Origin of the sequence: Comamonas resistens (assembly GCF_030064165.1) — a bacterium.
In the GTDB taxonomy this organism is placed as follows: Bacteria; Pseudomonadota; Gammaproteobacteria; order Burkholderiales; family Burkholderiaceae_C; genus Comamonas; species Comamonas resistens.
The window spans coordinates 4,606,082-4,628,620 of record NZ_CP125947.1; the positions used below are offsets into that span (position 1 = coordinate 4,606,082).

Genomic DNA, 22,539 nt, shown 5'->3' on the forward strand with positions numbered 1-22,539 from the left:
GTGCGAGGCGGAAGTTATCCACAATTCCAGCGCGGTCCTAGGTTATAGCCAGTGCGTCAAGCAAGCGCCTTGCGGGGCGCGCAGAACTCGCCATGACGCAGTGCCTCCAGGTCCAGCACACGCAGCCCGCCATACTCGATCTGGATCACGCGCTCGCGCTGCAACACGGACAGCGCTTCATTCACGCGCTGGCGCGACAGGCCGACCAGATTGGCCAGCTCCTGCTGGGTGATGCGCAGAATCTGTCCCACCCCGGGGTAGAGCAGCGGGTTGAACAGGGCCGCCAGGCTGCGTGCCACACGCAGGTCGGGGTTGCTCATGCGGTCGATCTCGCGCGCCGCGATGAACTGGCCCAGGCGCTCGTTGAGCTGATTCATCACAAAGCGGTTGAAGCCTATGGAGTGGTCGAGCAGCCAGTGGAACATGTCTATGGGCAGGCCTCCGACCACGGATTTACGGATCGCCTGCACGTTGTAGCGATAGGGCTCGCGCTTGATGACCGTGCCTTCGCCAAACCAGCCTCCGGGCGGCAGCCCTGCCAGCGTCATGCTGACGCCGTCGGCACTTTCGGTGTTCATCTTGAGCAAGCCGTCGACCACGCCGAACCAGTAGGTAGGCGCGCGCCCCGTGCGGCAGACATAGTCGCCGGGCTCGGCATCGCCCACCAACAGCACCCGCAGCACATTTTCACGCTCTTGCGGCTGCAGCACCGGCCACCATGGGATCCCTTCAAGCTCGACTTCCAAAGGCTTGCGCCGCCTTTGGTGCAATGACAGTTCTTGGCTCATGGGCTGCAAGCATTGCCAAAGCCGGGCCTGCACAACAGCGGGATTTCCACGAGGCAGCAAATGCGTCATTTTCAGCAGCATTTGTTACAGCGGATTTCCACTATGCAGGCTTTCCCTCAAATTGTCGTCAAACAGACATCCTGACGTCAAAGTCATCCATAGCATGGCTGCAAGACTTTCGAGAACGGGCGCAAGACACCGTTTTCTCCCAAGACTCAAAGGACCCGGCATGACAACCACGTTCCCTCAACTGCTGCTCAAGCACGCGACAGAACGCCCTGATGCACCTGCTCTGCGCGAGAAGGAATACGGCATCTGGCAAACCTGGAGCTGGCGCGAGGCCGCGCAAACCGTGCGCCACATGGCCTGCGGCCTGCGCGCCCTGGGTCTTGAGCGCGGGCAGAATCTGGCGTTCATCAGCGACAACCGGCCCCATGTGTATCTGGGATTTCTGGCCGTGCAAAGCTGTGGCGCCGTCCCCATTCCGCTGTATCAGGACGCCGTCGCGGCCGAGATGATGTTTGTGATGGAGGATGCGGAAATCGCGTTCGCCTTTGCCGAGAACCAGGAACAGGTGGACAAGCTGCTGGAAGTGCGCGAGAGCGTGACCAGCATCCGCCACATCATCTATGACGACCCACGCGGCCTGCGCAAATACGACCAGCCCGGCCTGATCAGCACCGAAGAGCTGCTGGCCAAGGGCAAGGAGTGGGATGCGCAGCACGCTGGCGCCTATGAGGCCATGGTGCAGGCGGTGTCTCCCGGCGATGTCTCGGTCATCCTCTACACCTCGGGCACCACGGGCAAGCCCAAGGGGGTGTGCCAGACCCATGCCAGCTTTGGCGAATCGGCTCGCGGTGGCGTACAGACCGACAAGCTCGATGCTACGGACAATGTGATCTGCTATCTGCCCCCTGCCTGGGTGGGCGACCATCTGTTCTCGTTTGCGCAATGGCTGGTGGCGGGCTTCACCATCAACTGCCCGGAGTCGGCGGCCACGGTCTCCATCGACCTGCGCGAGATCGGCCCCAGCTATTACTTTGCACCGCCGCGCATCTTCGAGGGCATGCTAACCTCGGTCTCCATCCGCATGGAGGACGCCTCGCCGCTCAAGCAGTGGATGTATGCCAGGGCCATGGATGTGGCCCGCCGCGTGGGCTCGGACATTCTCGATGGCAAGAGCGTTGGCGCCATGGACCGGCTCAAGTACCAGCTGGGCAACCTCTTCATCTACGGACCGCTGCGCAACGCCATGGGCCTGTCGCGCATCCGCGTTGCCTACACGGCAGGTGCCGCCATCGGCCCCGAGCTGTTTCGCTTCTTCCGCTCCATAGGCATCAATCTGAAGCAGCTCTACGGCCAGACCGAGACCTGTGCCTATGTCTGCCTGCAGCGCGACCGCCAGGTGGAACTGTCGAGCGTGGGCCAGGCCGCGCCCGGCATCGAACTCAAGATTGCCGACAACGGCGAGGTGCTGGTCAAGGGCGTGTCGGTGCTCAAGGAGTACTACAAGCGCCCCGACGCCACGGCCGAAGTCATAGATGCCAACGGCTACTTCCACACCGGCGATGCCGGCGTGATCGACGCCAGCGGCCAGCTGCGCATCATCGACCGCGCCAAGGACGTGGGCAAGACCAGCCGCGGCGCCATGTTCGCGCCCAACTACATCGAGAACAAGCTCAAGTTCTTCCCCCACATCAAGGAAGCCGTGTGCTTCGGCCATGGCAAGGATCAGGTCTGCGCCTTCATCAACATCGACTACGAGGCCGTGGGTAACTGGGCCGAGCGCCAGGGCCTGCCCTATGGCGGCTATGTGGATCTGGCCAGCAAGGCCAAGGTGCTGGAACTGGTGGCCGACTGCATTGCCCAGGTCAATGCCGACCTGGCTTCCGAGCCCGGCATGGCCGACACCCAGGTCGCGCGCTTTCTGGTGCTGCACAAGGAGCTGGACCCCGATGACGACGAGCTGACCCGCACCCGCAAGGTGCGCCGCAACTTCATCGCCGACAAATACGGGGTGCTGGTCGATGCGCTCTACACCGGCAAGTCGGAGCAGTTCATCGAAACCCTGGTGAAGTTCGAAGACGGCCGCACGGGCAGCGTGAGCGCCACGCTGACCATTGTGGACAGCAAGATCCACCCGGCGGCCACGGTCTGAGAGGGAGCGACATGAATACAAGAACCACGGGCGACGTCATTCTGGACATCAAGAACATCAGCCTGCGCTTTGGCGGGGTGAAGGCCTTGACCGATATCTCGTTCAACGTCAAAGAGCATGAAATCCGCTCCATCATCGGCCCCAACGGCGCCGGCAAGAGCTCCATGCTCAACTGCATCAACGGCGTCTATACGCCGTCCGAGGGCTCCATCACCTTCCGCGGCCAGACCTTCAGCCATATGAACAGCCGCCAGGTCGCCGAGATGGGCGTGGCGCGCACCTTCCAGAACCTGGCACTGTTCAAGGGCATGAGCGTGATCGACAACATCATGACCGGCCGCAACCTCAAGATCAAAAGCAACATCCTCATGCAGGCCCTGCGCATCGGGCCTGCGCAGCGTGAAGAAATTGCCCACCGCGAGTTTGTCGAACACATCATCGACTTTCTTGAAATCCAGGCCTATCGCAAGACGCCCGTGGGCCAGTTGCCCTACGGCCTGCAAAAGCGCGTGGACCTGGGCCGGGCCCTGGCCATGGAACCTCAGGTGCTGCTGCTGGACGAGCCCATGGCCGGCATGAACGTGGAAGAAAAGCAGGACATGTGCCGCTTCATCCTCGACGTGAACGAAGAGTTCGGCACCACCATCGTGCTCATCGAGCACGACATGGGGGTGGTGATGGACATCAGCGACCGCGTGGTGGTGCTGGACTACGGCAAGAAGATCGGCGACGGCGCTCCCGATGAAGTACGCAACAACGAGGACGTGATCCGCGCCTATCTGGGTGCAGGCCACTGAAGGAGCAGTCATGGGATTTTTCTTAGAGACATTGTTTGGTGGCTTGATGGTGGGCACGCTGTATGCGTTGATCGCCATCGGCTTTGTGCTGATCTTCAAGGCCTCGGGCGTCTTCAACTTCGCTCAAGGAGCGATGGTGCTGTTCTCTGCCCTGGCCATGGCGCGCTTTTCGCAGTGGATTCCGGACTGGCTGGGCATGGAGCCAGGCCTGATCGGCAATCTGCTGGCCATAGGCGTCACACTGGCGCTGATGGTGGTCGTGGCCTGGGTGATCGAGCGTCTGGCCCTGCGCCATCTGGTCAATCAGGAGCCCATCACCTTGCTGATGGCCACGCTGGGCATTGCCTATCTGCTCGACGGCCTCGGCCCGCTGGTCTTTGGCTCCGAGGTCTACAAGATCGACGTGGGCATGCCCAAGGACCCCGTCTTCATCATGGACGGCTTGTTCCCCGGCGGCGTGATGATCAGCCTGGAAGACCTGTATGCGGCCTGCATCGCTGCCATCATGGTGCTGGCCTTGAGCCTGTTCTTCCAGAAAACCAAGACCGGACGCGCGCTGCGCGCCGTGGCCGATGACCATCAGGCCGCTCAATCCATCGGCATTCCGCTGTCGCGCATCTGGGTCATCGTCTGGTCGGTGGCCGGTGCTGTCGCCCTGGTGGTCGGCATCATCTGGGGCAGCAAGCTGGGCGTGCAGTACTCGCTGTCGCTGGTGGCGCTCAAGGCCCTGCCCGTGGTGATTCTGGGCGGTCTGACCTCGCTGCCCGGCGCCATCATCGGCGGCCTGATCATCGGTGTGGGCGAGAAGCTCTCCGAGGTCTATATCGGCCCCATGGTGGGTGGCGGCATCGAGACCTGGTTTGCCTATGGTCTGGCCCTTTGCTTCCTGCTGGTACGACCACAAGGTCTGTTCGGCGACAAAATTATCGACCGCGTTTAAGGCCGGAGGAGCGCATCCATGTTTTATCGTGAAAACGGCCAGTTCAAGACCAGCTATGCGGCAGACCAGCAGATCTTCGGCGTCGCTCAGGACCGCTGGGCCATTGCACTGGTGCTGGCATTCGCCTTTGTCGCAGTTCCCCTGATTTCCAGCGACTACACTTTTCAGGCGATTCTGATTCCCTTTGTCATCATGTCGCTGGCGGCGCTGGGGCTGAACATCCTGGTCGGCTACTGCGGTCAGATCTCGCTGGGCACGGCCGCCTTCATGGCCGTGGGTGCCTATGCGGCCTACAACCTCCAGACCCGTTTCGAGGGCATGCCTCTGCTGCTGGCCTTGATTGGTGGCGGTCTGATCTCCATGGTCTTTGGCATTGTGTTCGGCCTGCCCAGCCTGCGCATTCGCGGTCTGTATCTGGCCGTGGCCACGCTGGCGGCCCAGTTCTTCGTGGACTGGCTGACCACCCGCGCCGCCTGGGTGACCAACAACTCTTCGTCGGGCTCCGTCAGCGCCAAGCCATTGGCCATCCTGGGCTGGAGCATTGACACCCCGATGGAGAAATACCTGTTGTGTCTGGCCATCCTGTGCGTGCTGGGCCTGGCAGCCAAGAATCTGGTGCGCAGCTCCATAGGCCGCGAGTGGATGGCCATGCGCGATATGGATGTGGCCGCCAGCGTGATCGGCATCCGCCCCACCTACGCCAAGCTCTCTGCCTTTGCCGTCAGCAGCTTCATCGTCGGCATTGCCGGCGCACTCTGGGGCTTTGTGCACCTGGGTGCCTGGGAGCCCGCGGCCTTCAGCCTGGACCGCTCGCTGCAGCTGCTGTTCATGATCATCATCGGCGGCCTGGGCTCCGTCGTTGGCAGCATCTTTGGCGCTGCCTTCTTCGTGCTGCTGCCGCTGCTGCTCAACCAGGTGCCGCACTGGCTGGGCCTGCCGATTTCCACGGCCACGGCCACCTATCTGGAACACATGATCTTCGGCGCCCTCATCGTGTTCTTCCTGATTGTGGAACCTCACGGACTGGCCAAGCTATGGGCGACCGCAAGACAGAAACTGCGCGTCTGGCCTTTCCCGCATTGATGGCTCCCCCTGTGCCGCTTTGCGGCGTCCCCCTGAGGGGGACGGCACCATCGCAGCGAGGCGGCTCTTGCTTGGTGCCTCTGAGTTGGTTCATGCCTGATCGAGATTTGTTGAGTTTTTCCAAGACACCGCAGAGTGCCTGCAACCCGGGACAGCGTCCCATACAACCAAGGAGACAGTCGATGATGTTCAAGAAAATCGCGGTCGCTGCCGCTGTCGTGGCTGCAGGCATGGGGGCACTGGTGGCCTCTCCCGCAGCGCAGGCTCAGGAACAGTTTGTGCCGCTGCTGGTGTATCGCACGGGCCAGTTCGCGCCACTGGGCATTCCATGGGCCGATGGCAAGCAGGACTATCTGAAGCTGGTCAACGCCAAGGGCGGTATCAACGGCGTGAAGATCAAGTTTGAGGAATGCGAAACCGCCTATGACACGGCCAAGGGCGTGGAGTGCTATGAACGCCTGAAGGGCAAGGATGGCGGTGCTTCCGGCTTTGATACCCAGTCCACCGGCATCACCTTTGCCGTGACCGACAAGGCTCCCGGCGACAAGGTGCCCGTGGTTACTCCGGGCTACGGCCTGTCCCAGTCCGTGGACGGCAAGGTGTTCGAGTGGAACTTCCCGCTGCTGGGCAACTACTGGACCGCCGCCGACTCCATCGTGCAGGACATTCTGAAGAAGGAAAAGGGCAATCTCAAGGGTAAGAAGATCGCCTTGGTCTACCACGATTCGCCCTATGGCAAGGAACCCATTCCGCTGCTGGAAAAGCGCGCCGCCAAGGAAGGCTTCGAGCTGATCAAGCTGCCAGTAACCGCCCCCGGCGTGGAGCAGAAATCCACCTGGCTGCAGATCCGCCAGAACCGCCCCGACTATGTGCTGCTGTGGTCGGCCGGCGTGATGACGCCCACGGCCGTGCGCGAAGCCCAGGCTACGGGCTACCCCCGCGAGAAGATGTATGCCGTGTGGTGGGGCGGCTCCGACCATGACGTCAAGGACATTGGCGCAGGCGCCAAGGGCTACAACACCGTGACCATCCACAACACGGCCGACCATGACAAGGTGCATGACGAGGTCAAGGCCCAGCTGTATGACAAAGGTCAGGGCTCGGCCAAGGACACCAAGGAGCTGGGCCAGCTGGCGCATACCCGCGGCATGATGATTTCCATGCTGCAGGTCGAAGCCATCCGCACTGCGCAGGAGAAATTCGGCAAGGGCAAGGTCATGACGCCCGAGCAGGTTCGCTGGGGTTTGGAGAATATGAACCTGACCCAGGAACGCCTGAACGAGCTGGGCTTTGGCAAGCTCATCCGCCCCTTCAAGACCAGCTGCGACAACCACCTGGGAGCCGACTGGGCCCGCATCGCGACCTGGGACGGCAGCAAGTTCAAGGTGAACTCCGACTGGTACCAGGCCGACAAGTCCATGGTCGATCCGCTCTACAAGGAGTACGCGGACAAGTACGCCAAGGAAAAGAACATCAAGGTAAGAACCTGCACCCCCTGAGGCACTGCGTGCCTTCCCCCTCTCTGGCGCTAAGCGCCTGAGAGGGACGACATCCTCGCTGTGGGTGGTACGGCCAGCCCAGGCCCTTGCCTGGTGTCTCTGGGCATGGCTTGTTTCCTCGCAGCCGGATTTACAAAAAATCGGCCTCAAACGCTTATCCATCAAGCGCAGAAAGCTATCTATTTTGAGTTTAGGTGACAGCATGAGCGATACCCCGCAAACCGTTTCCACCCCTGTCCAGACCGCGCCGCTGGTGGAAGTCAATGGCATCGAGGTCATCTACAACCATGTGATCCTGGTGCTCAAGGGCGTGTCGCTGCAGGTGCCGCACCAGAGCATCGTCGCCCTGCTGGGCGGCAACGGCGCGGGCAAGACCACCACGCTGCGCGCCATCTCCAATCTGCTCAAGGGCGAGCGCGGCGAAGTCACCAAGGGCGGCATCACGCTGGAGGGCGAGCAGATCGCCAACCTCTCGCCCGCAGAACTCGTCAAGCGCGGCGTGGTCCAGGTCATGGAAGGACGCCACTGTTTTGCCCACCTGACGATCGAGGAAAACCTGCTGACCGGCAGCTACACACGCACGGACAAGGGCGAGATCGCTGCCAATCTGGAAAAGGTCTACAACTACTTTCCGCGCCTCAAGACCCGGCGCACCAGCCAGGCCGCCTACACCTCGGGCGGCGAGCAGCAGATGTGCGCCATCGGCCGCGCGCTGATGAGCAACCCGCGCATGGTGCTGCTCGACGAGCCCTCGATGGGCCTGGCGCCGCAGATCGTGGATGAGGTCTTTCACATCGTCAAAGACCTCAACGACAAGGAAAAAGTCACCTTTTTACTGGCCGAGCAGAACACCAATATGGCGCTCAAGTACGCCGACTATGGCTACATCATGGAAAGCGGCCGCATCGTGATGGACGGCAAGGCCAGCGATCTGGCCAGCAACGAGGACGTCAAGGAGTTCTACCTGGGCGTGGGCGGCGGCGAACGCAAGAGCTTCAAGGACGTCAAGAGCTACAAGCGCAGAAAGCGTTGGCTGGCTTGATGCCCCCTGAGCGGCTACGCCGCTTCCCCCGAGGGGGACGACAGCCTCGCTGCGCGGCGGCGCTTGCTCGCTGTCTCTCGCTTGGTACATGCCAGTTTTAAGGCTGCGCCCACTGATTTCAGTTTTGCTTGCAGATTTTTCGACAGGATTTGCCATGAGTGATTTCTACGATGCCCTGGAAACCCGCAGCCCCGAACAGCGCGAAGCCGACTTCATGGCCAGCCTGCCGCGGCAGATTGCCCATGCGCAGCAGCGCTCCAGCGCTTTTGCCGAAATTCTCAAGGGTGTGGACGCGTCCCGCATCACCAGTCGCGCAGCGCTGGCCACCTTGCCTGTGACGCGCAAGAGCGAACTGCTGGAGCGCCAGGCAGCCCAGCGCCCGGGACAGATTTTTGGCGGCTTCAACGCCATAGATCCGGGTCATGACATGCCGCGCCTGTTCGCCAGCCCCGGCCCCATTTACGAGCCCGAAAGCCGCCGCCCTGACTACTGGCGCATGGCCCGCTCCATGTATGCCGCAGGCTTTCGCGCGGGCGAACTGGTGCACAACTGCTTCAGCTACCACTTTGTGCCGGCCGGCTCGATGATGGAAACAGGTGCCCATGCCCTGGGCTGCACGGTGTTCCCTGGCGGCACGGGCCAGACCGAACAGCAGGTCCAGGCCATGGCCGATCTGCGCCCCGCCGCTTATGTGGGCACACCCAGCTTTCTCAAAATCATCGTGGAGAAAGCCTGGGAAATGGGCGTCAAGCTACCCAGCCTGAGCAAGGCCATGGTCAGCGGCGAGGCCTTCCCCCCCTCTCTTTGCCAGTGGATGCGCGAGCACGGCATAGACGCCTACCAAAGCTATGGCACGGCCGATCTGGGTCTGATTGCCTACGAAACCTCGGCCAGGGAAGGTCTGGTGCTGGACGAGGGCGTGATTGTCGAAATCGTGCGCCCTGGCACCGGCGACCCCGTGCCCGAAGGCGAAGTCGGCGAGCTGGTCGTCACCACACTCAATCCCGATTACCCGCTGATTCGCTTCGGCACCGGTGATCTGTCGGCCTTCATGCCCGGACAATGCCCCACGGGCCGCACCAACGCCCGCATCAAGGGCTGGATGGGCCGCGCCGATCAGGCCACCAAGGTGCGCGGCATGTTTGTCCACGCCAAGCAGGTGGCCGAGGTGGTCAGGCGCTTCCCGCAGATCGTCAAGGCCAGGCTGGTGGTGACCGGCGAAATGGCCAATGACCAGATGCAGCTGTGGATCGAAACCGTGGAAACAGCTCCTGGCTTTGCCCAGCAGGTCGTGGATGCCTTGCGCGAAATCACCAAGCTGCGTGGCGAGGTACAGATGGTTGCCCCCGGCAGCCTGCCCAATGACGGCAAGGTGGTGGAGGATGCACGCAGCTACCAGTGATTGGCACCTGTTTGCCTCAACTCAAAGTCAATGTGAATACTCGCTCAATCAGGGGATAACACTTAGAAAAAAGATAAAACCCCATGGATTCAGTCTCCCTAGAATGCGGATTCGCCTCGGGACAGGCCAGCCTTCCTGGTCTGTCCTACCGCATATTTAGGGAGACAGAATGAAGACTTATTTCAAGATCGCCGCCGTTGCTCTGGCCGCTACCGCAGCCATCAGCAGCCACGCCGACAGCAGCTACCCCGCTGCAGGCAAGACCGTGACCATCATCGTGCCCTTTACCGCCGGTGGCCCCACCGACAAGGTCGCACGCGATCTGGCCGAGTCCATGCGCAAGCACCTGAACAATGCCACCATCGTCATCGACAATGCCGACGGCGCTGGCAGCACCATCGGCACGGCCAAGGCCGCACGCGCCAAGAATGACGGCTACACGCTGCTGCTGACGCACATCGGCATGTCCACCATCCCGACGCTGTATCGCAAGCTGTCCTTCAACGTGCTCAACGACTTCGAGTACGCCGGCATCATCAATGATGTGCCCATGACGCTGATCGGCCGCCCCACCCTGCCCGCCAAGAACTTCGCCGAAGTCAAGGACTGGGTGGGCAAGAACCAGGGCAAGGTGAACCTGGCCAACGCCGGCGTGGGCTCTGCCTCGCATCTGTGCGGCCTGATGTTCCAGGCCTCGCTGCAGCAGGAAATGACACCCGTGCCCTACAAGGGCGCGGCTCCCGCGATTGCCGACCTGATGGGCAACCAGGTCGATCTGCTGTGCGACCAGACCACCAACACCACATCGCAGATCGCCGCCAAGAAGGTTCAGGCCTACGCGGTCACCACCACCAAGCCCCTGACCACGCCCGCACTCAAGGACCTGCCCACCCTGCAGTCCCTGGGCATGAAGGACTTCAATGTGACCATCTGGCATGGTCTGTACGCCCCCAAGGGCACGCCTGCCGAGGTGGTCAAGAAGATCAACGAGGCCATGAAGGCATCGCTCAAGGATCCCGAGTTTATCAAGCGCCAGGAAGCTCTGGGTGCCGTGATTGCCTCGGACGACCGTACCAACCCCGCCGGCCACAAGAAATTTGTGGAAGGCGAAATCGCCAAGTGGGGCAAGGTGATCAAGGCTGCCGGCATCTACGCCGACTGATCCACACCTGCCTGAAAAAACAAAGCCCGCTCGATGCGGGCTTTTTTGTGGGCATGCGCTGATTCAGCTCACCAGACGACTTCCTTGCCCTCTGCCGCACTGCGGCGCAGCATCTCCACAAAAGGCGCCACGCGCCGGCTCAGGCCCACGCTGTCCTTGTTTGCGGCAGCACCTTCGTCCTCTTGTGGCTGCTCCTCGTCCTCGGGCTTGGCACTGCGCCTGGCGGCATCTTCAGCTGCTGCGGCTTCCAGGGCGGCAATCGCTGCGGGAATCTGCTCGGCGGTGATGATGCCGTGCTCGTCATCGGGCGACTTGCCGATGATCTCCAGCACCTGGCGGCCATTGGCTTCCAGCATGATGAGGTCTGCCGTGGCGCGTGATTTGAATTTATAGGGCATGAATCAATCCTTCAGCGGTAGATGTATTCGCGGTTGAAAGGATAGCTGCTCTGCGCGCCCTTCATGACACCGGTCTGCAGGTTTCCATCGGGTTTGCTGCACAGCAGCTGATGCAGGGCAATCCAGCCTCTCTCGAATGCCATGGCACAACCCGCCAGGTACAGCCTATAGGCACGCAATGCGCGCTCGGCCCTGCCGGCGTCGTACTGCGCCACCAGAACGGCACGCGCCTCGTCCATTCGCGCCTCCAGCGCATCGGACCATGCCCATAGCGTGCGCGCATAGTGAGGCCGCAGGTTCTCGGTATCGACCATCTCCAACCCGCTTTGCCCCATGTCGTGCTGCACGCGGCTGACATGCATCAGCTCTCCGCCCGGAAAGATATAGCGGCTGATGAAGTCGCCCATGCCCGCGCCCAGTTCTGCATTGCCCACGCCACCGGCCGTGATGCCATGCACCAGCGCCAGACCACCGGGCTTGAGCATGCCGTGAATGGTCTGGAAATACCCGGGCAGATTCGCACTGCCCACATGCTCGAACATGCCTACCGAGCCAATCTTGTCGAAGGGCTCCACTCCGTCCATCTGCCGGTAGTCGCGCAGCTCCACCTGCACCCGGCCCTGCAGGCCTTTTTCGGCAATCAGGCGCTGCACATATTCATATTGATTGCGCGACAAGGTGATGCCATGGGCCTGCACGCCATAGTTCTCGGCCGCCCAGAAGATCAGCCCCCCCCAGCCCGAGCCTATGTCCCAGAAGCGCTCCCCCGGCTGGAGCCTGAGCTTTTTGCAGATGTGATCGAGCTTGGCCTCCTGTGCCTGAGCCAGCGTCATGTCGGCGCTCTGGTAATAGGCGCAGGAGTAGACGCGGCGCGGGTCCAGCCACAGCGCGTAGAAGTCGTCCGAGAGGTCGTAATGAAACTGGATCTGCTCTGCATCACGGCTCAGCGTATGCATGGCCAGGGACTTGGCCTTGGAGACCGTTTGCTCCAGCCATGTCGGCCGGTGCTGCACAGGATCGGCCTGCAACAGGCCTGCGGCCGCCGCCATGATGTCGCGAGCCTGACCTTTGACGTCCACCCAGCCTTCCACAATCGCGGCGCCCAGCGAGCCGACCTGACCATCCAGCAATGCGGCCAGCGCCTTGGGGGAACGAAAAATCAGCTGAACCGCGCTCTGTTCCGGTCCAATGCGTTCGCCGGAGGCAAGCTGCACCGACGCAGTCACGGGAAGTTTGGCAAGCAGTGGCTCCAGCGTGCTCAACAGGTTTTTCATGCAACCCATTGTTCACACACGGTATTGCAGGGTCAAGTCTGGAGCCTGGCCAGCCCTGTCAGCAAATGCCGCAAGCCCTAACGCCGCTCAGTTGCGTGCATGCACCAGCTTCTCGTAGGCCTTGCGGGTGGCCGGTGCAATGGAATCGAGCACCTGTTCATAGGCGGTCTTGTGGCGCGCAAGCAGACGCATGGCCGCTATCGTGCGGCTTTTGCAGAACCAGTGACAGCTGTGCTGCATCAGCATCAGCTCGGCCGTCATGGTGAAGGCACGACTCTTGCGCTCGTCCTCATCGCGGGCCTGGCCGACCTGCACCGCAGCGATGGCCTGGGCATGGAGCTTCATGGCCGCACGCATATCGAGCGTGGCCGATGGCACCAAGCGGTCCATATAGGGCAATGCCAGCGGCAAGGTGCTGGCACGGGTCTGCTCTACTGGCAACTGGGCAAATTCGTCGGCAAAACGCTGGAACTGGCTGACCAGGCTGATCTCGGTGTTCTCCAGCACGGTCCAGATCTGCTCGCGGCGCTGGGCATCAGGCTCGGCTATGACACGCAGATAGCCCTCCATCAATCCACCCATGAGCTTTTCGATCTGAAAACGCGACAGGTGCAGGGCCAGCAACTGGGTGTGCTGCCGCTGCTCCTGCTTCTTGAGCACGTAGAGCACGGTGGTGACAATGATGGCGAGCGTTAAAAAATCCATGAACTAGAACCGGACAGGCGAGAGACAGGGCAATGCAAAAAACAATGAGTGTAGTCAGCTTGGCAGCCATCGCGGCCGCCAGTGCGGCAATTGTCACACTGGCTGGCTGCAGCAGCACCGCCTATTACTGGCAGGGCTTCAAGGGTCAGATGCAGATCATGCAGGCCGCACGCCCGATTGACGAGTGGCTGGCCGACAGCAGCGCCAGCCCGGCATTGCAGCAACGCCTGCGGGCCGCCCGGCAGATGCGCCGCTTTGCCAGCGAGCAGCTCGCCCTGCCCGACAACGCCAGCTACACCCGCTATGCGATGCTGCAGCGCAAATATCCGGTCTGGAACGTGGTGGCCGCTCCGCCCGACAGCCTGCAGATGCATCACTGGTGCTTCCCCATCACGGGCTGCATCAGCTACCGCGGCTATTTCGCCCAGGCCGATGCGCAAAAACAGGCCAATGAGCTGCAGGCTCAGGGCCTGGAAACCAGCGTCTATGGCGTGCCGGCCTATTCCACGCTGGGCTATCTGAACTGGCTTGGCGGCGACCCGCTGCTCAGCAGCTTCATCGGCTGGCAGGAGGGCGATTTCGCGGGCCTGATGTTCCATGAGCTGGCCCATCAGCTGATCTATGTGAAGGATGACACGGCCTTCAACGAATCCTTTGCCACGGCAGTGGAGCGCATCGCCACGCCGCTATGGCTGCAAACCCATGCCAGCGAGGCCACACAGCAACGCTGGCAGCAGGCGCAAAAGCGTAGGGCACTCTGGCAGCAGCTCACACGCGGCACACGCGCGCGCCTGCAAGATATTTATCAGCAAAAAACCAATCAATCCATTGATACGCAAGCGCTAGCAGCTATCAAAAAAGATGTATTTAGCGATTTTCAGAGTCGTTATGCACAGCTGCGTGCGCAATGGATAGCTGCCGATACGCCCCTGCTGACCAGCGATGCACTGCGCCAGCAGTACTTTGAGCGGCTGGCCCAAACCGATGACTGGGTAGCGAATGCCAACAACGCCAGCTTTGGCGCCCTGGCCGCCTACGACGACTGGGTGCCTGCCATGACCCATTGGTGGCAGCTGCTGCAAAACGGCCAGCCCGCATCCCCCGAAGGCTGGAAGCGCTTCTATGCCCGGATGCGGGAGCTTGCCGCCATGGAGCCCGAACAACGCCAGCAGCAGCTGTGTGCACACCAGCCAGCGGATATCAGCGCGCCCGCTGCTTGCAAGCCGAAATAGACACATGCAAGCAGAGATACCCCTATAGACAGCTTCAGGCAGCCTTAAGAAAGTCCTGCCACAATTTTTGCTAACCTTTTCCTCATTCCTTGTCTGCTTTGTCCCCCTCCGACCTGTCCTCTTCGTCTGGCAACGACAGACGCTTCTTCAAGCCTCGCTCCCCTCAGTTCATCGCCTTCTGGCTGGCCATCTGGCTCACCGCCACGGCCAATTGGGCGTTGTGGCTGCGCCTGCCCACGCTGGACGGCTATCACGGCAGCCTGGCGATGCTGGCCCTGCGGGTCGTGCCGCTGGTGATTGGCTTTGTGCTGCTGCTGACCAGCCTGTTTGCATGGCCCCGGTGGATGAAGCCTTTCTGGATCGTGTTGCTGCTGATCGCAGCCAGCGCCCAGCATTTCATGATCTCCTACGGCACCATCATGGACCGGGGCATGATCAACAACATCCTACAGACCGATCTGCGCGAAAGCTCGGACCTGTTCAACCCCAAGCTGCTGCTGGAGTTGCTTGTCATCGCCATCCTGCCTGCCATCTGGCTGTGGAAGACACCGCTCAAGGGTGCGGGCAAAGTCTGGCGCAATGTGCTGCGCACCGTGCTGCTGTTTGCAGCTGCCGCGGCCATGGTCGCCACCTCGCTTGCCGTCTCGTACAAGGATCTGGCTCCCGTGGTGCGCAACAACCTCTGGCTGCGCTTCATGGTCAACCCCGTCAACCCGGTGCTGTCGGCGTCCGGCGTGCTGCTGGCCCCCATCTTCAACAAGCCCCGCCCCTTTGTCAGCACCATTGAAGGCGCGGCTCTGGGTCAAAGCTATGCCACCGACAAGAAGCCGCCGCTGCTGGTACTGGTCGTGGGCGAGACCGCCCGCGCCAAGAACTTCAGCCTCAATGGCTATGCGCGCGATACCAACCCGGAGCTGGCCAAGCGCGATGTGCTGAGCTGGCGCAACGCCACCTCCTGCGGCACCAGCACGCGCGAATCCGTGCCCTGCATGTTCTCCAGCCTGGGCCGGGAGGGCTTCTACAACTCCAAGGAAGAACACAGCAATCTGCTGGATGTGCTGCAGGCCGCAGGGCTGGCCGTGCTCTGGGTGGACAACCAGGCCGGCTGCAAGGGTGTGTGCAAGCGCATTCCCATGGCGGATACCGCCGATCGCGTGAACACCCCCGAAGGCAAGGCCTTGTGCAGCGCCGATGGTGAATGCCTGGACGGCATGCTGCTGGTCGGCATCGAGGAACGCATCGCCCAGCTGGACCCCGCGCGCCGCGCCAAGGGCGTGGTTCTCGTCATGCATCAGATGGGCAGCCACGGCCCCGCCTACTACAAGCGCTCCACTCCAGAGCTCAAGGCCTTCAAGCCCGAGTGCGCGACCAATGCCCTGTCCAGCTGCCCTTCGGAAGATGTGGTCAACGTCTATGACAACTCCATACGCTATACCGACCATTTCCTGGGCCAGACCATAGACTGGCTCAAGACCCAGCAAAGCCAGTATGAGACCGGCATGTTCTACATGTCCGACCATGGCGAGTCTCTGGGCGAAATGGGCGTCTACCTGCACGGCATGCCCTATGCCATGGCACCCGTGGATCAGAAGCATGTCCCCATGATTGTGTGGACCGGATCGCTGGGCGCACGTACCCATCTCGACCAGAGCTGCCTGCAGAAGGGGCTGGACACCCCCGTTTCACACGACAACCTCTATCACACGATTTTGGGAATGGTGGACGTGGTCAGCCCCACCTACAAGCCTGCGCTGGATGCGCTGGCCAGTTGCCGCGGCAACTAAAGACCTTGGCTCATGACAAAGCGGCCTGCCAGATTGATGTTCTGGCAGGCCGCTTTTCATTGACCATCAAGCGCAAGCAGCTATCGAATTTGATAGCCCCTCAGGCGCCAATGCAGAGACAAGCTTATTTCAGCGAGCCGATCAGGTCGATGTAGAGCTGCTTGGCCTCATCAGGGGTCGTGCCTTCCAGCTTGGCCCAGGCATCCCATTTGGCGCGCGCCACCATGTCGGTGAAGCTGGGCTTCTTGGTCTCGTTGTCACCCTCGGTCGCCTGCTTGTACAAGGCATAGATCTTGAGCAAGGTGGCGTTGTCGGGACGCTCGCTGAGCGAGGTGGAATTCTTGACGGTCTCTTCAAACTTGGCGTTCAGATCGGACATGCTAGGTCTCCTGGTTCTATAAAAATCCAGGTCAGTGTAGCGAAAAAAGCGTCAAATTAGAACGACCGTTCTTTTTTATTCACATCCATAGCCCTTCGCAAGAACCGGCAAGATGCGGAAGCGGATTGCCGCAGTTCTGAAAAAAGCCTGTGCATGCTTCTTCATTGGAGTTCAGCTCATTCAGAAGATCATGCGTACGCCGAAATCTGCACCCAGGGCGCTGCGCGGCTGCATTCCAGGCGCATTGCTGTAAGCCGGCTGCGGCATGATCACGGGGCTGCTGACGGCAAGCGGCGTGACACCCATAATGGCGGGGTTGTTGTGCCCGTTGCCGACGCTGATACGCGACACCGTGGAATACAGGGCAGTGCTCTTGGAAAGGTTGTGCACATAGCCCAGCGCAATCTTGTTCACCGAGGCATCGCCAGTGCCCTGTCCGTTTTTGTATTGCACGCGGGCAATGGACGCACGGATTTGATGAATGCCCACGGGAATCTGTACCCCGGCCAGCACACCGTTATAGCGGTCCGTCGCATTGGTGTCGCTGCGAGCGTTACGCACCTGAGACAGCTCGCCCAACACCTTGACCGGGCCGAAGTTGTAAGAACCGCCCAGGTTCAACGACTTGATGGTTTCCTTGTGGCCATTGAAGGTACCGAGCATGCTTTCGCCGTAGCCCAGAGCCACATCCGTGGGGCCACCCGTCCAGCCCAGGCGACCGCCGGCATAGCGTCCCCGCTTGGAATTGTTCTCGGGAAACGCATACATCAGCTGGCCATAAATACCGCCCAGCCCCGCAGGCAGGTGATAGCCAATGGAGTTGCTGGCTCGCAGATAGTTATCCGTGCCCGCCGACAGGCCATTGCCCAGCAAGCGCTCCGTCAAGGTACCGGTGGTCTGGGTCCCCAGGGCCCGGTTAATGGCCAGATTGCTGCTGACCACGGCCAGCAGGTTCACACCCACGCCATTGACCGTATAGGGGTCAAACGCCCAGTCATTCAAAAAGGACGGGGTGTGGTCTCGGCCCAGCCGTACCTCACCCCAATTGCCCGCCAGACTGACGGTGGAGCGGCGCCCGAAATTCAGGGCACCGCCACCAGTATCGTTGGTCACAGGGGCTTCCAGCCAGAAGCTGGCGGAAGTGCCCCCCCCCAGATCCTCGGTGCCGCGAACGCCGATGCGGCTGGCCAGGTTCCCCGATGGCGATACACCCCAGATGCCTTGGCTGGATGTTCTTCCAGAGCCATCCCAGGAGTTGCTGCGCACCGAATAGCGGCTGACGCTGGCATCCATCACACCGAACAGCACGACCGATGACTGCGCGCAGGCCGCTCCGGCCGCAGAAAGCGCAAAAAGGCCCAGGAAATATCGTGATTTACGTGGCATGTCTTGTCTCCATCTCTTTATGAATCAACGGTTTTTCACCGCAAAATCACTCTAGAAAAGGAACGTTTCTGCCCTTGTGCAGTTGGCGCCATGCATTGCTTATTTGGTGCCAAACACCCAAAGTGGAATCCCTAGGTTTCGCACCTGCGGCACATCGCCCTCAGGAAAAAAGCCAGTGCTTTCAAGGGCACTGGCTTGTGGATGATGAGGCTCTGTTGCAAGCCTCAAGGGCACCCCGATCATCACGGGATCAGGACTGTGGCCCCCACGGTCTTGCGCGCTTCAAGAGCACGATGCGCCTGGGCCGCATCCGCCAGCGCAAACTCTTGCTGTGGCTCGCTGACGATACGCCCCGCCAGCACATGCTCGAACAGCTCCTTGGCCATGTCCAGCATATGCGCGCGCGGCTGGATGTAATGCATCATGGCGGGCCGGGTCATCCAGATCGAACCCTTGGCTGCCAGCAGCGAAGAATCCACCACCACAGGCCCCGAAGAGGTGCCATTGCTGACCAGCGAGCCACGCGGCTGCAGGCAGTCCAGCGAGTCCATCAGCGTATCCTTGCCCACCGAGTCATAGACCACGGGCACGCCTTTGCCGTCCGTGATTTCCTTGACACGGGCCACGATGTTTTCGCGCGCACTCACAATCGTGTGCGTGCAGCCATTGGCCTTGGCCAGCGCCGCCTTCTCATCCGTGCTGACCACACCGATCATGTTGACGCCCATGGCTCTTGCCCACTGGCAGGCAATCAGCCCCACACCGCCGGCCGCCGCGTGATAGAGAATGGTTTCGCCCCCCTGCAGCGGATAGACCTGACGGAACAGATACTGCGCCGTCATGCCTTTCATCATGAGCGTGGCGGCCGTACGATCAGAAACGCCGTCGGGCAGCGGGATCAGCACCTCTGCCGGCATGACTCGCAGCTGAGAGTAGGCGCCTTGCGGACCAATCAGATAGCCCACGCGGTCCCCGACCTTGATATCGGTGACGCCCGGCCCTACGGCCTCGACCACCCCCACCGCATCCGAGCCAAGACCATTGGGCAAGGCCAGCGGATAACGTCCGGTGCGGAAGTAAACATCGATGAAGTTAAGCGCAATATAGGTATGCCGCACACGCGCCTGGCCCGGGCCAGGATCGCCCACTGCAACACTTTCCAGTTGAAGAACTTCCGGGCCGCCGGTCTCGTAAAAACGGATCGCCTTGGTCATGCATTGCTCCTGCCGATCAGAACATGGGATTGGTCTGCCAATAAAAAGTCCGGGTCCTCGGTGGCGAGGCTTCCCGGACTGCATTGGGTGCTGAACCTAGTTCAGCTTGATGCCGAAATTCTTGACGATCTCGCCGTTGCGGTTGTACTCCGCCTGCAGATCGGAAGACAGCTGCTCCAGCGTGCGTTCCTGGCGAATCAGTTCAAAACCGGTGGCCACATAACGTGCCTGCACAGCCTGGCTTGCATTGACCTTCTGCAAGGTGGCGTGGATTTTCTCCATCAGTGCCGGTGGCGTTTTGGAGGACGCAAAGACACCCGCCCAATTGCTGAAGTCCACCTCCGGATAGCCAAGCTCTGCCATGGTCGGCACATTGGGATACTCAGGCAGGCGACTCTTGTAGCCAATCGCCAGCAGTTTGACCTTGCCGCTGGGAATCAAGGGCTTGCTGGTCACAGAACCGTCGAACATCAGCGGAATCTGATTGCCCATGACCTGTGCCAGCGCCGGGGCAGAACCCGGGAACGGCACATGCTGCATGTCCAGCCCCGCCTTCTGATTCAGGATCACGCCAGCATACTGGGAGGCGGTTCCCTGGCTATAGGAAGCAAAGGACAGCTGACCCGGATGGGCCTTGATATAGGCAAGCGCCTCCTTGGCATCCTTGGCCGGGAACTGCGGCGAGGCAATGAACACCATGACGGAGCGCGCCATCTGCGAGACCGGTTTCACGTCCTTCATGGCATCAAAGCCGCCTTTGAGCACATGCGGCACCTCGGTCAGGATATTGGTCACCGTCACCAGCAAGGTGTTGCCATCCGCAGGCTGGGAAAGCATGTACTTGACCGCCATGGAACCACCAGCGCCGGGACGGTTTTCCACAATCACCGGCTGCTTGAGCTCATTGGCCAGTTGATCGCTGATGATGCGCGCAAACACATCAATCGTGCCCCCCGGGGGCGCAGGAACAATCAGCTTGACAGGCTTGTCGGTAAAGGCCAGAGCACTGCCTGCCGGCAAAGTGACCGCCAGGGCCATCGATAAGAGAACGAAACTGCGTCGCATGGTGCGCTCCTTCGAAGTCAGGCAATCTTGCGCAGGTAGCCCTGCTGGCCGCCATTGCGGTTGGGTGCAAAGCCGTTCTTCTCCAGTGTTTCCTCCACACTGTCGTAGAACACGCCAATCTTGCAAATCTCGCGCGCTTGCTGGGGCGTGGCGATGGGACGGCTGAATTCTTTGGCCAAGCGCACCAGTTGCTCGATCTGCGCCACGGTGCCCATTTTTTCGGTACGGGTCTGGTTCCACAGATTGTCTTCGGTGCCGCAGCGTACATGCAGCCCCATGGCGATGCCCATGGCATTGATGGGCAGCACGTTCAGCACCGAGCTTTCCACCGTCAGCACTGCACCATCGGGCACGGCGCGCACAAAGTGAGCCAGGCTATAGATATTGGGAGCGTCCATACCGCCACCAATCGCCACCCAATTCATCACCAGCGGCCCCTTGTAGATGCCGCGGCGAATCAGGCGTTCCACCGATTCAAAGCTATTGATGTTGTAGCACTGGAAAGCACTTTGGATGCCGGCCTCGGACAGGCGGCGAATATGCTCCTCGGCCCAGCCTGGCTGTGCCGGCACCGTCATCTCCTTGTATGCATTGAACACGGCCGGGTCTTCCATGGACGTGCCCTTGATGTCGCGAATGTCGAATTGCTCAAGCACATTCATCTGCGAGGTGTTGATGGTCACCGTCACCTGATCGGGTTTGGGGTCCAACTCGGCCAGCATGTGACGGGTATCGTCAGACAGCCATTTGGCGGCCGCACCATCGGTTTCGGGTGCAAAGCTGATCGACCCGCCCACCTGGATGATCATGTCGGGCACACGGGCACGCACACCGGCAATCAGCTCGTTGAACTTGGACAGGCGCTTGCTGCCACGTCCGTCCAGCTCGCGCACATGCAGGTGCAGCACCTGGGCGCCGGCGTTGTAGCAGTCCACCGCTTTCTGGATCTGCTCTTCCATCGTCACCGCAATTTCGCCAGGGAAGTCTCCAGGCAGCCAGGAAGGCGCATAAGGAGCAGCGGTGATGATCAGTGGCTGCTGGTTTTCGGGAAAGAGGTGGCCGTCGAGAAAGTTCATGCTGTTGTCTCCGTTGTTATGAAAGAAGTACGACTTACGCAAATCAGGCTCAGGCAAGACGTTGCCCCATGGGAATGCCGCTGGTGCATTCTTGTTTGCGTAAGTCCCAAAAAGAATGCACCGTACCCCGAGCCGCCGCGCGGCCCATCCGATGTTGCTTGCTCTGCGCCTCGGGCTGCGTGGCCCGGGACCTGTTCAATACGTGGGCGTACCGATGATCCCGGCTCGCTCCATCTTTCGATGGCAGGGCGGGTAGTCCATCACCGCGTAGTGCTGGGTTGCGCGGTTGTCCCAGATAGCCACGCTGTCTGGCTCCCAGCGCCAGCGCACCTGGTATTCAGGAATCGCGGCCTGGTTGATCAGGTACTGCAGCAGACTGGATGCGCCCTGCGTGAAGTCCTGTCCCACACGCACATTGGCGGGCGTGTGGAAGTTGGTGAAATGCGTAGCGAAACCGCTGACGAATAGCACTTTTTCGCCCGTTTCGGGGTGGGTGCGTACCACCGGATGCTCTGCATCCGGGTACTGGGCCTTGAGCGCCAGGCGTTTCTCGATAGGCATCGCAGCGCCAAAAGTGCACTCGATGCTGTGCCGGGCACGCAGAGGATCTATCACTGCCTTGACCTGCTCTGGCAGCCTCTCGTAGGCCAGCGCCATATTGGCCCACATGGTGTCACCGCCGACTGGCGGGCATTCGACGCAGCGCAGCACACAACCCATGGGAGGTATCTCGCGCCAGGTGGCATCGCAATGCCAGGAGTTCTCATAGCGATCCACAGGCTTGTCTGGCGACTTGTAGATCTGTACCAGGCCGGGATGATCGGGGTGACTGCCGACCACCGGATGATCCTCCAGTTCTCCGAAACGACGGGCAAAAGCCACATGCTCGGCGGGGGCCAGCTTCTGCCGCCGCAAAAACACCACCTTGTGCTTGAGCAAAGCCTGCTTGATCGCTGCGAAAAGCTCATCGTTGTGTACAGCATCCGCCAGTTGCACATCGAGCAGCTCTGCACCGATAGCGCAGGTCAGAGGGTTTATCCGCATCACTGTCTCCTACACTTTTTATGAGTCCAGGCTGTTTCTTGATCCATGCCGCCTGGTGAGTCCACTGTAGAAAACCTGTGTCGCATAGGTTGTGCATTTCGCGCCTCTCGC

The 22,539-nt window shown here is 60.9% G+C and carries 20 protein-coding genes; 10 read left to right on the forward strand and 10 right to left on the reverse strand.

From position 1 onward, the window contains the following. Positions 1 to 56: 56 nt before the first annotated feature. Positions 57 to 788 carry a Crp/Fnr family transcriptional regulator gene (locus QMY55_RS21420; protein ID WP_283486124.1) on the reverse strand — a complete coding sequence of 244 codons (732 nt, stop codon included), beginning with the start codon at positions 786 to 788 and terminating at the stop codon, positions 57 to 59. Between the two features lie 229 nt (positions 789 to 1,017). Between QMY55_RS21420 and QMY55_RS21425 the strand changes: the two genes are divergently transcribed. From QMY55_RS21425 to QMY55_RS21460, 8 genes are all read left to right on the forward strand, one after another. Further along, complete coding sequence (locus tag QMY55_RS21425) at positions 1,018 to 2,946, forward strand: AMP-dependent synthetase/ligase (RefSeq protein WP_283486125.1); 1,929 nt, start codon at positions 1,018 to 1,020, stop codon at positions 2,944 to 2,946. Positions 2,947 to 2,957: 11 nt separating this feature from the next. Further along, entirely contained in the window at positions 2,958 to 3,743 is a 786-nt protein-coding gene (locus QMY55_RS21430) for an ABC transporter ATP-binding protein (protein ID WP_283486126.1), read from the forward strand. 10 nt (positions 3,744 to 3,753) lie between these two features. After that, positions 3,754 to 4,683 (forward strand): branched-chain amino acid ABC transporter permease, encoded by a 930-nt coding sequence (locus QMY55_RS21435; protein ID WP_283486127.1) that lies wholly within the window; start codon positions 3,754 to 3,756, stop codon positions 4,681 to 4,683. 18 nt (positions 4,684 to 4,701) lie between these two features. Further along, positions 4,702 to 5,766 carry a branched-chain amino acid ABC transporter permease gene (locus tag QMY55_RS21440; RefSeq protein ID WP_283486128.1) on the forward strand — a complete coding sequence of 355 codons (1,065 nt, stop codon included), beginning with the start codon at positions 4,702 to 4,704 and terminating at the stop codon, positions 5,764 to 5,766. Between the two features lie 182 nt (positions 5,767 to 5,948). Further along, on the forward strand, positions 5,949 to 7,265 hold the full coding sequence (locus tag QMY55_RS21445) for an ABC transporter substrate-binding protein (RefSeq protein ID WP_283486129.1): 1,317 nt from the start codon (positions 5,949 to 5,951) through the stop codon (positions 7,263 to 7,265). A 202-nt stretch (positions 7,266 to 7,467) separates the two neighbouring features. Next, positions 7,468 to 8,307: an ABC transporter ATP-binding protein gene (locus tag QMY55_RS21450; RefSeq protein WP_283486130.1), complete on the forward strand. Its 840-nt coding sequence runs from the start codon at positions 7,468 to 7,470 to the stop codon at positions 8,305 to 8,307. 154 nt (positions 8,308 to 8,461) lie between these two features. Further along, positions 8,462 to 9,709 carry a phenylacetate--CoA ligase family protein gene (locus QMY55_RS21455; RefSeq protein ID WP_283486131.1) on the forward strand — a complete coding sequence of 416 codons (1,248 nt, stop codon included), beginning with the start codon at positions 8,462 to 8,464 and terminating at the stop codon, positions 9,707 to 9,709. A gap of 169 nt (positions 9,710 to 9,878) precedes the next feature. Beyond that, the gene (locus QMY55_RS21460) at positions 9,879 to 10,871 is read left to right on the forward strand and encodes a tripartite tricarboxylate transporter substrate-binding protein (RefSeq protein ID WP_283486132.1); all 993 of its coding nucleotides are present in this window, start codon (positions 9,879 to 9,881) and stop codon (positions 10,869 to 10,871) included. 68 nt (positions 10,872 to 10,939) lie between these two features. Here the strand turns inward: QMY55_RS21460 and QMY55_RS21465 are convergent, their stop codons facing one another. The 3 genes from QMY55_RS21465 to QMY55_RS21475 form a co-directional block, all read right to left on the reverse strand. Next, positions 10,940 to 11,269, reverse strand: a complete 330-nt coding sequence (locus tag QMY55_RS21465; RefSeq protein WP_283486133.1) for a DUF1840 domain-containing protein — start codon at positions 11,267 to 11,269, stop codon at positions 10,940 to 10,942. Positions 11,270 to 11,280: 11 nt separating this feature from the next. Further along, positions 11,281 to 12,543 carry a class I SAM-dependent methyltransferase gene (locus tag QMY55_RS21470; RefSeq protein ID WP_407650554.1) on the reverse strand — a complete coding sequence of 421 codons (1,263 nt, stop codon included), beginning with the start codon at positions 12,541 to 12,543 and terminating at the stop codon, positions 11,281 to 11,283. A gap of 87 nt (positions 12,544 to 12,630) precedes the next feature. Continuing rightward, positions 12,631 to 13,248 (reverse strand): hypothetical protein, encoded by a 618-nt coding sequence (locus QMY55_RS21475; RefSeq protein ID WP_283486135.1) that lies wholly within the window; start codon positions 13,246 to 13,248, stop codon positions 12,631 to 12,633. Positions 13,249 to 13,292: 44 nt separating this feature from the next. Here QMY55_RS21475 and QMY55_RS21480 point away from each other — a divergent pair, with 44 nt between their 5' ends. Both QMY55_RS21480 and QMY55_RS21485 read left to right on the forward strand, forming a co-directional pair. Beyond that, a complete protein-coding gene (locus tag QMY55_RS21480) occupies positions 13,293 to 14,480 on the forward strand; it encodes an aminopeptidase (RefSeq protein WP_283486136.1) in 1,188 nt (395 codons plus the stop codon). A 98-nt stretch (positions 14,481 to 14,578) separates the two neighbouring features. After that, positions 14,579 to 16,264 carry a phosphoethanolamine transferase gene (locus tag QMY55_RS21485; protein WP_283489032.1) on the forward strand — a complete coding sequence of 562 codons (1,686 nt, stop codon included), beginning with the start codon at positions 14,579 to 14,581 and terminating at the stop codon, positions 16,262 to 16,264. A gap of 124 nt (positions 16,265 to 16,388) precedes the next feature. On the opposite strand, the gene QMY55_RS21490 is transcribed toward QMY55_RS21485, so the two are convergent. The 6 genes from QMY55_RS21490 to QMY55_RS21515 form a co-directional block, all read right to left on the reverse strand. Further along, entirely contained in the window at positions 16,389 to 16,643 is a 255-nt protein-coding gene (locus tag QMY55_RS21490; RefSeq protein WP_283486137.1) for an acyl-CoA-binding protein, read from the reverse strand. 180 nt (positions 16,644 to 16,823) lie between these two features. Beyond that, positions 16,824 to 18,029: a porin gene (locus QMY55_RS21495; RefSeq protein WP_283486138.1), complete on the reverse strand. Its 1,206-nt coding sequence runs from the start codon at positions 18,027 to 18,029 to the stop codon at positions 16,824 to 16,826. A 242-nt stretch (positions 18,030 to 18,271) separates the two neighbouring features. Next, positions 18,272 to 19,243 carry a quinone oxidoreductase family protein gene (locus QMY55_RS21500; RefSeq protein ID WP_283486139.1) on the reverse strand — a complete coding sequence of 324 codons (972 nt, stop codon included), beginning with the start codon at positions 19,241 to 19,243 and terminating at the stop codon, positions 18,272 to 18,274. A 96-nt stretch (positions 19,244 to 19,339) separates the two neighbouring features. After that, complete coding sequence (locus QMY55_RS21505) at positions 19,340 to 20,308, reverse strand: Bug family tripartite tricarboxylate transporter substrate binding protein (RefSeq protein WP_283486140.1); 969 nt, start codon at positions 20,306 to 20,308, stop codon at positions 19,340 to 19,342. A 17-nt stretch (positions 20,309 to 20,325) separates the two neighbouring features. After that, entirely contained in the window at positions 20,326 to 21,384 is a 1,059-nt protein-coding gene (locus QMY55_RS21510; RefSeq protein ID WP_063663679.1) for a BKACE family enzyme, read from the reverse strand. A gap of 195 nt (positions 21,385 to 21,579) precedes the next feature. Next, positions 21,580 to 22,428, reverse strand: a complete 849-nt coding sequence (locus QMY55_RS21515) for a TauD/TfdA dioxygenase family protein (RefSeq protein ID WP_283486141.1) — start codon at positions 22,426 to 22,428, stop codon at positions 21,580 to 21,582. Between the last annotated feature and the right edge of the window lie 111 nt (positions 22,429 to 22,539).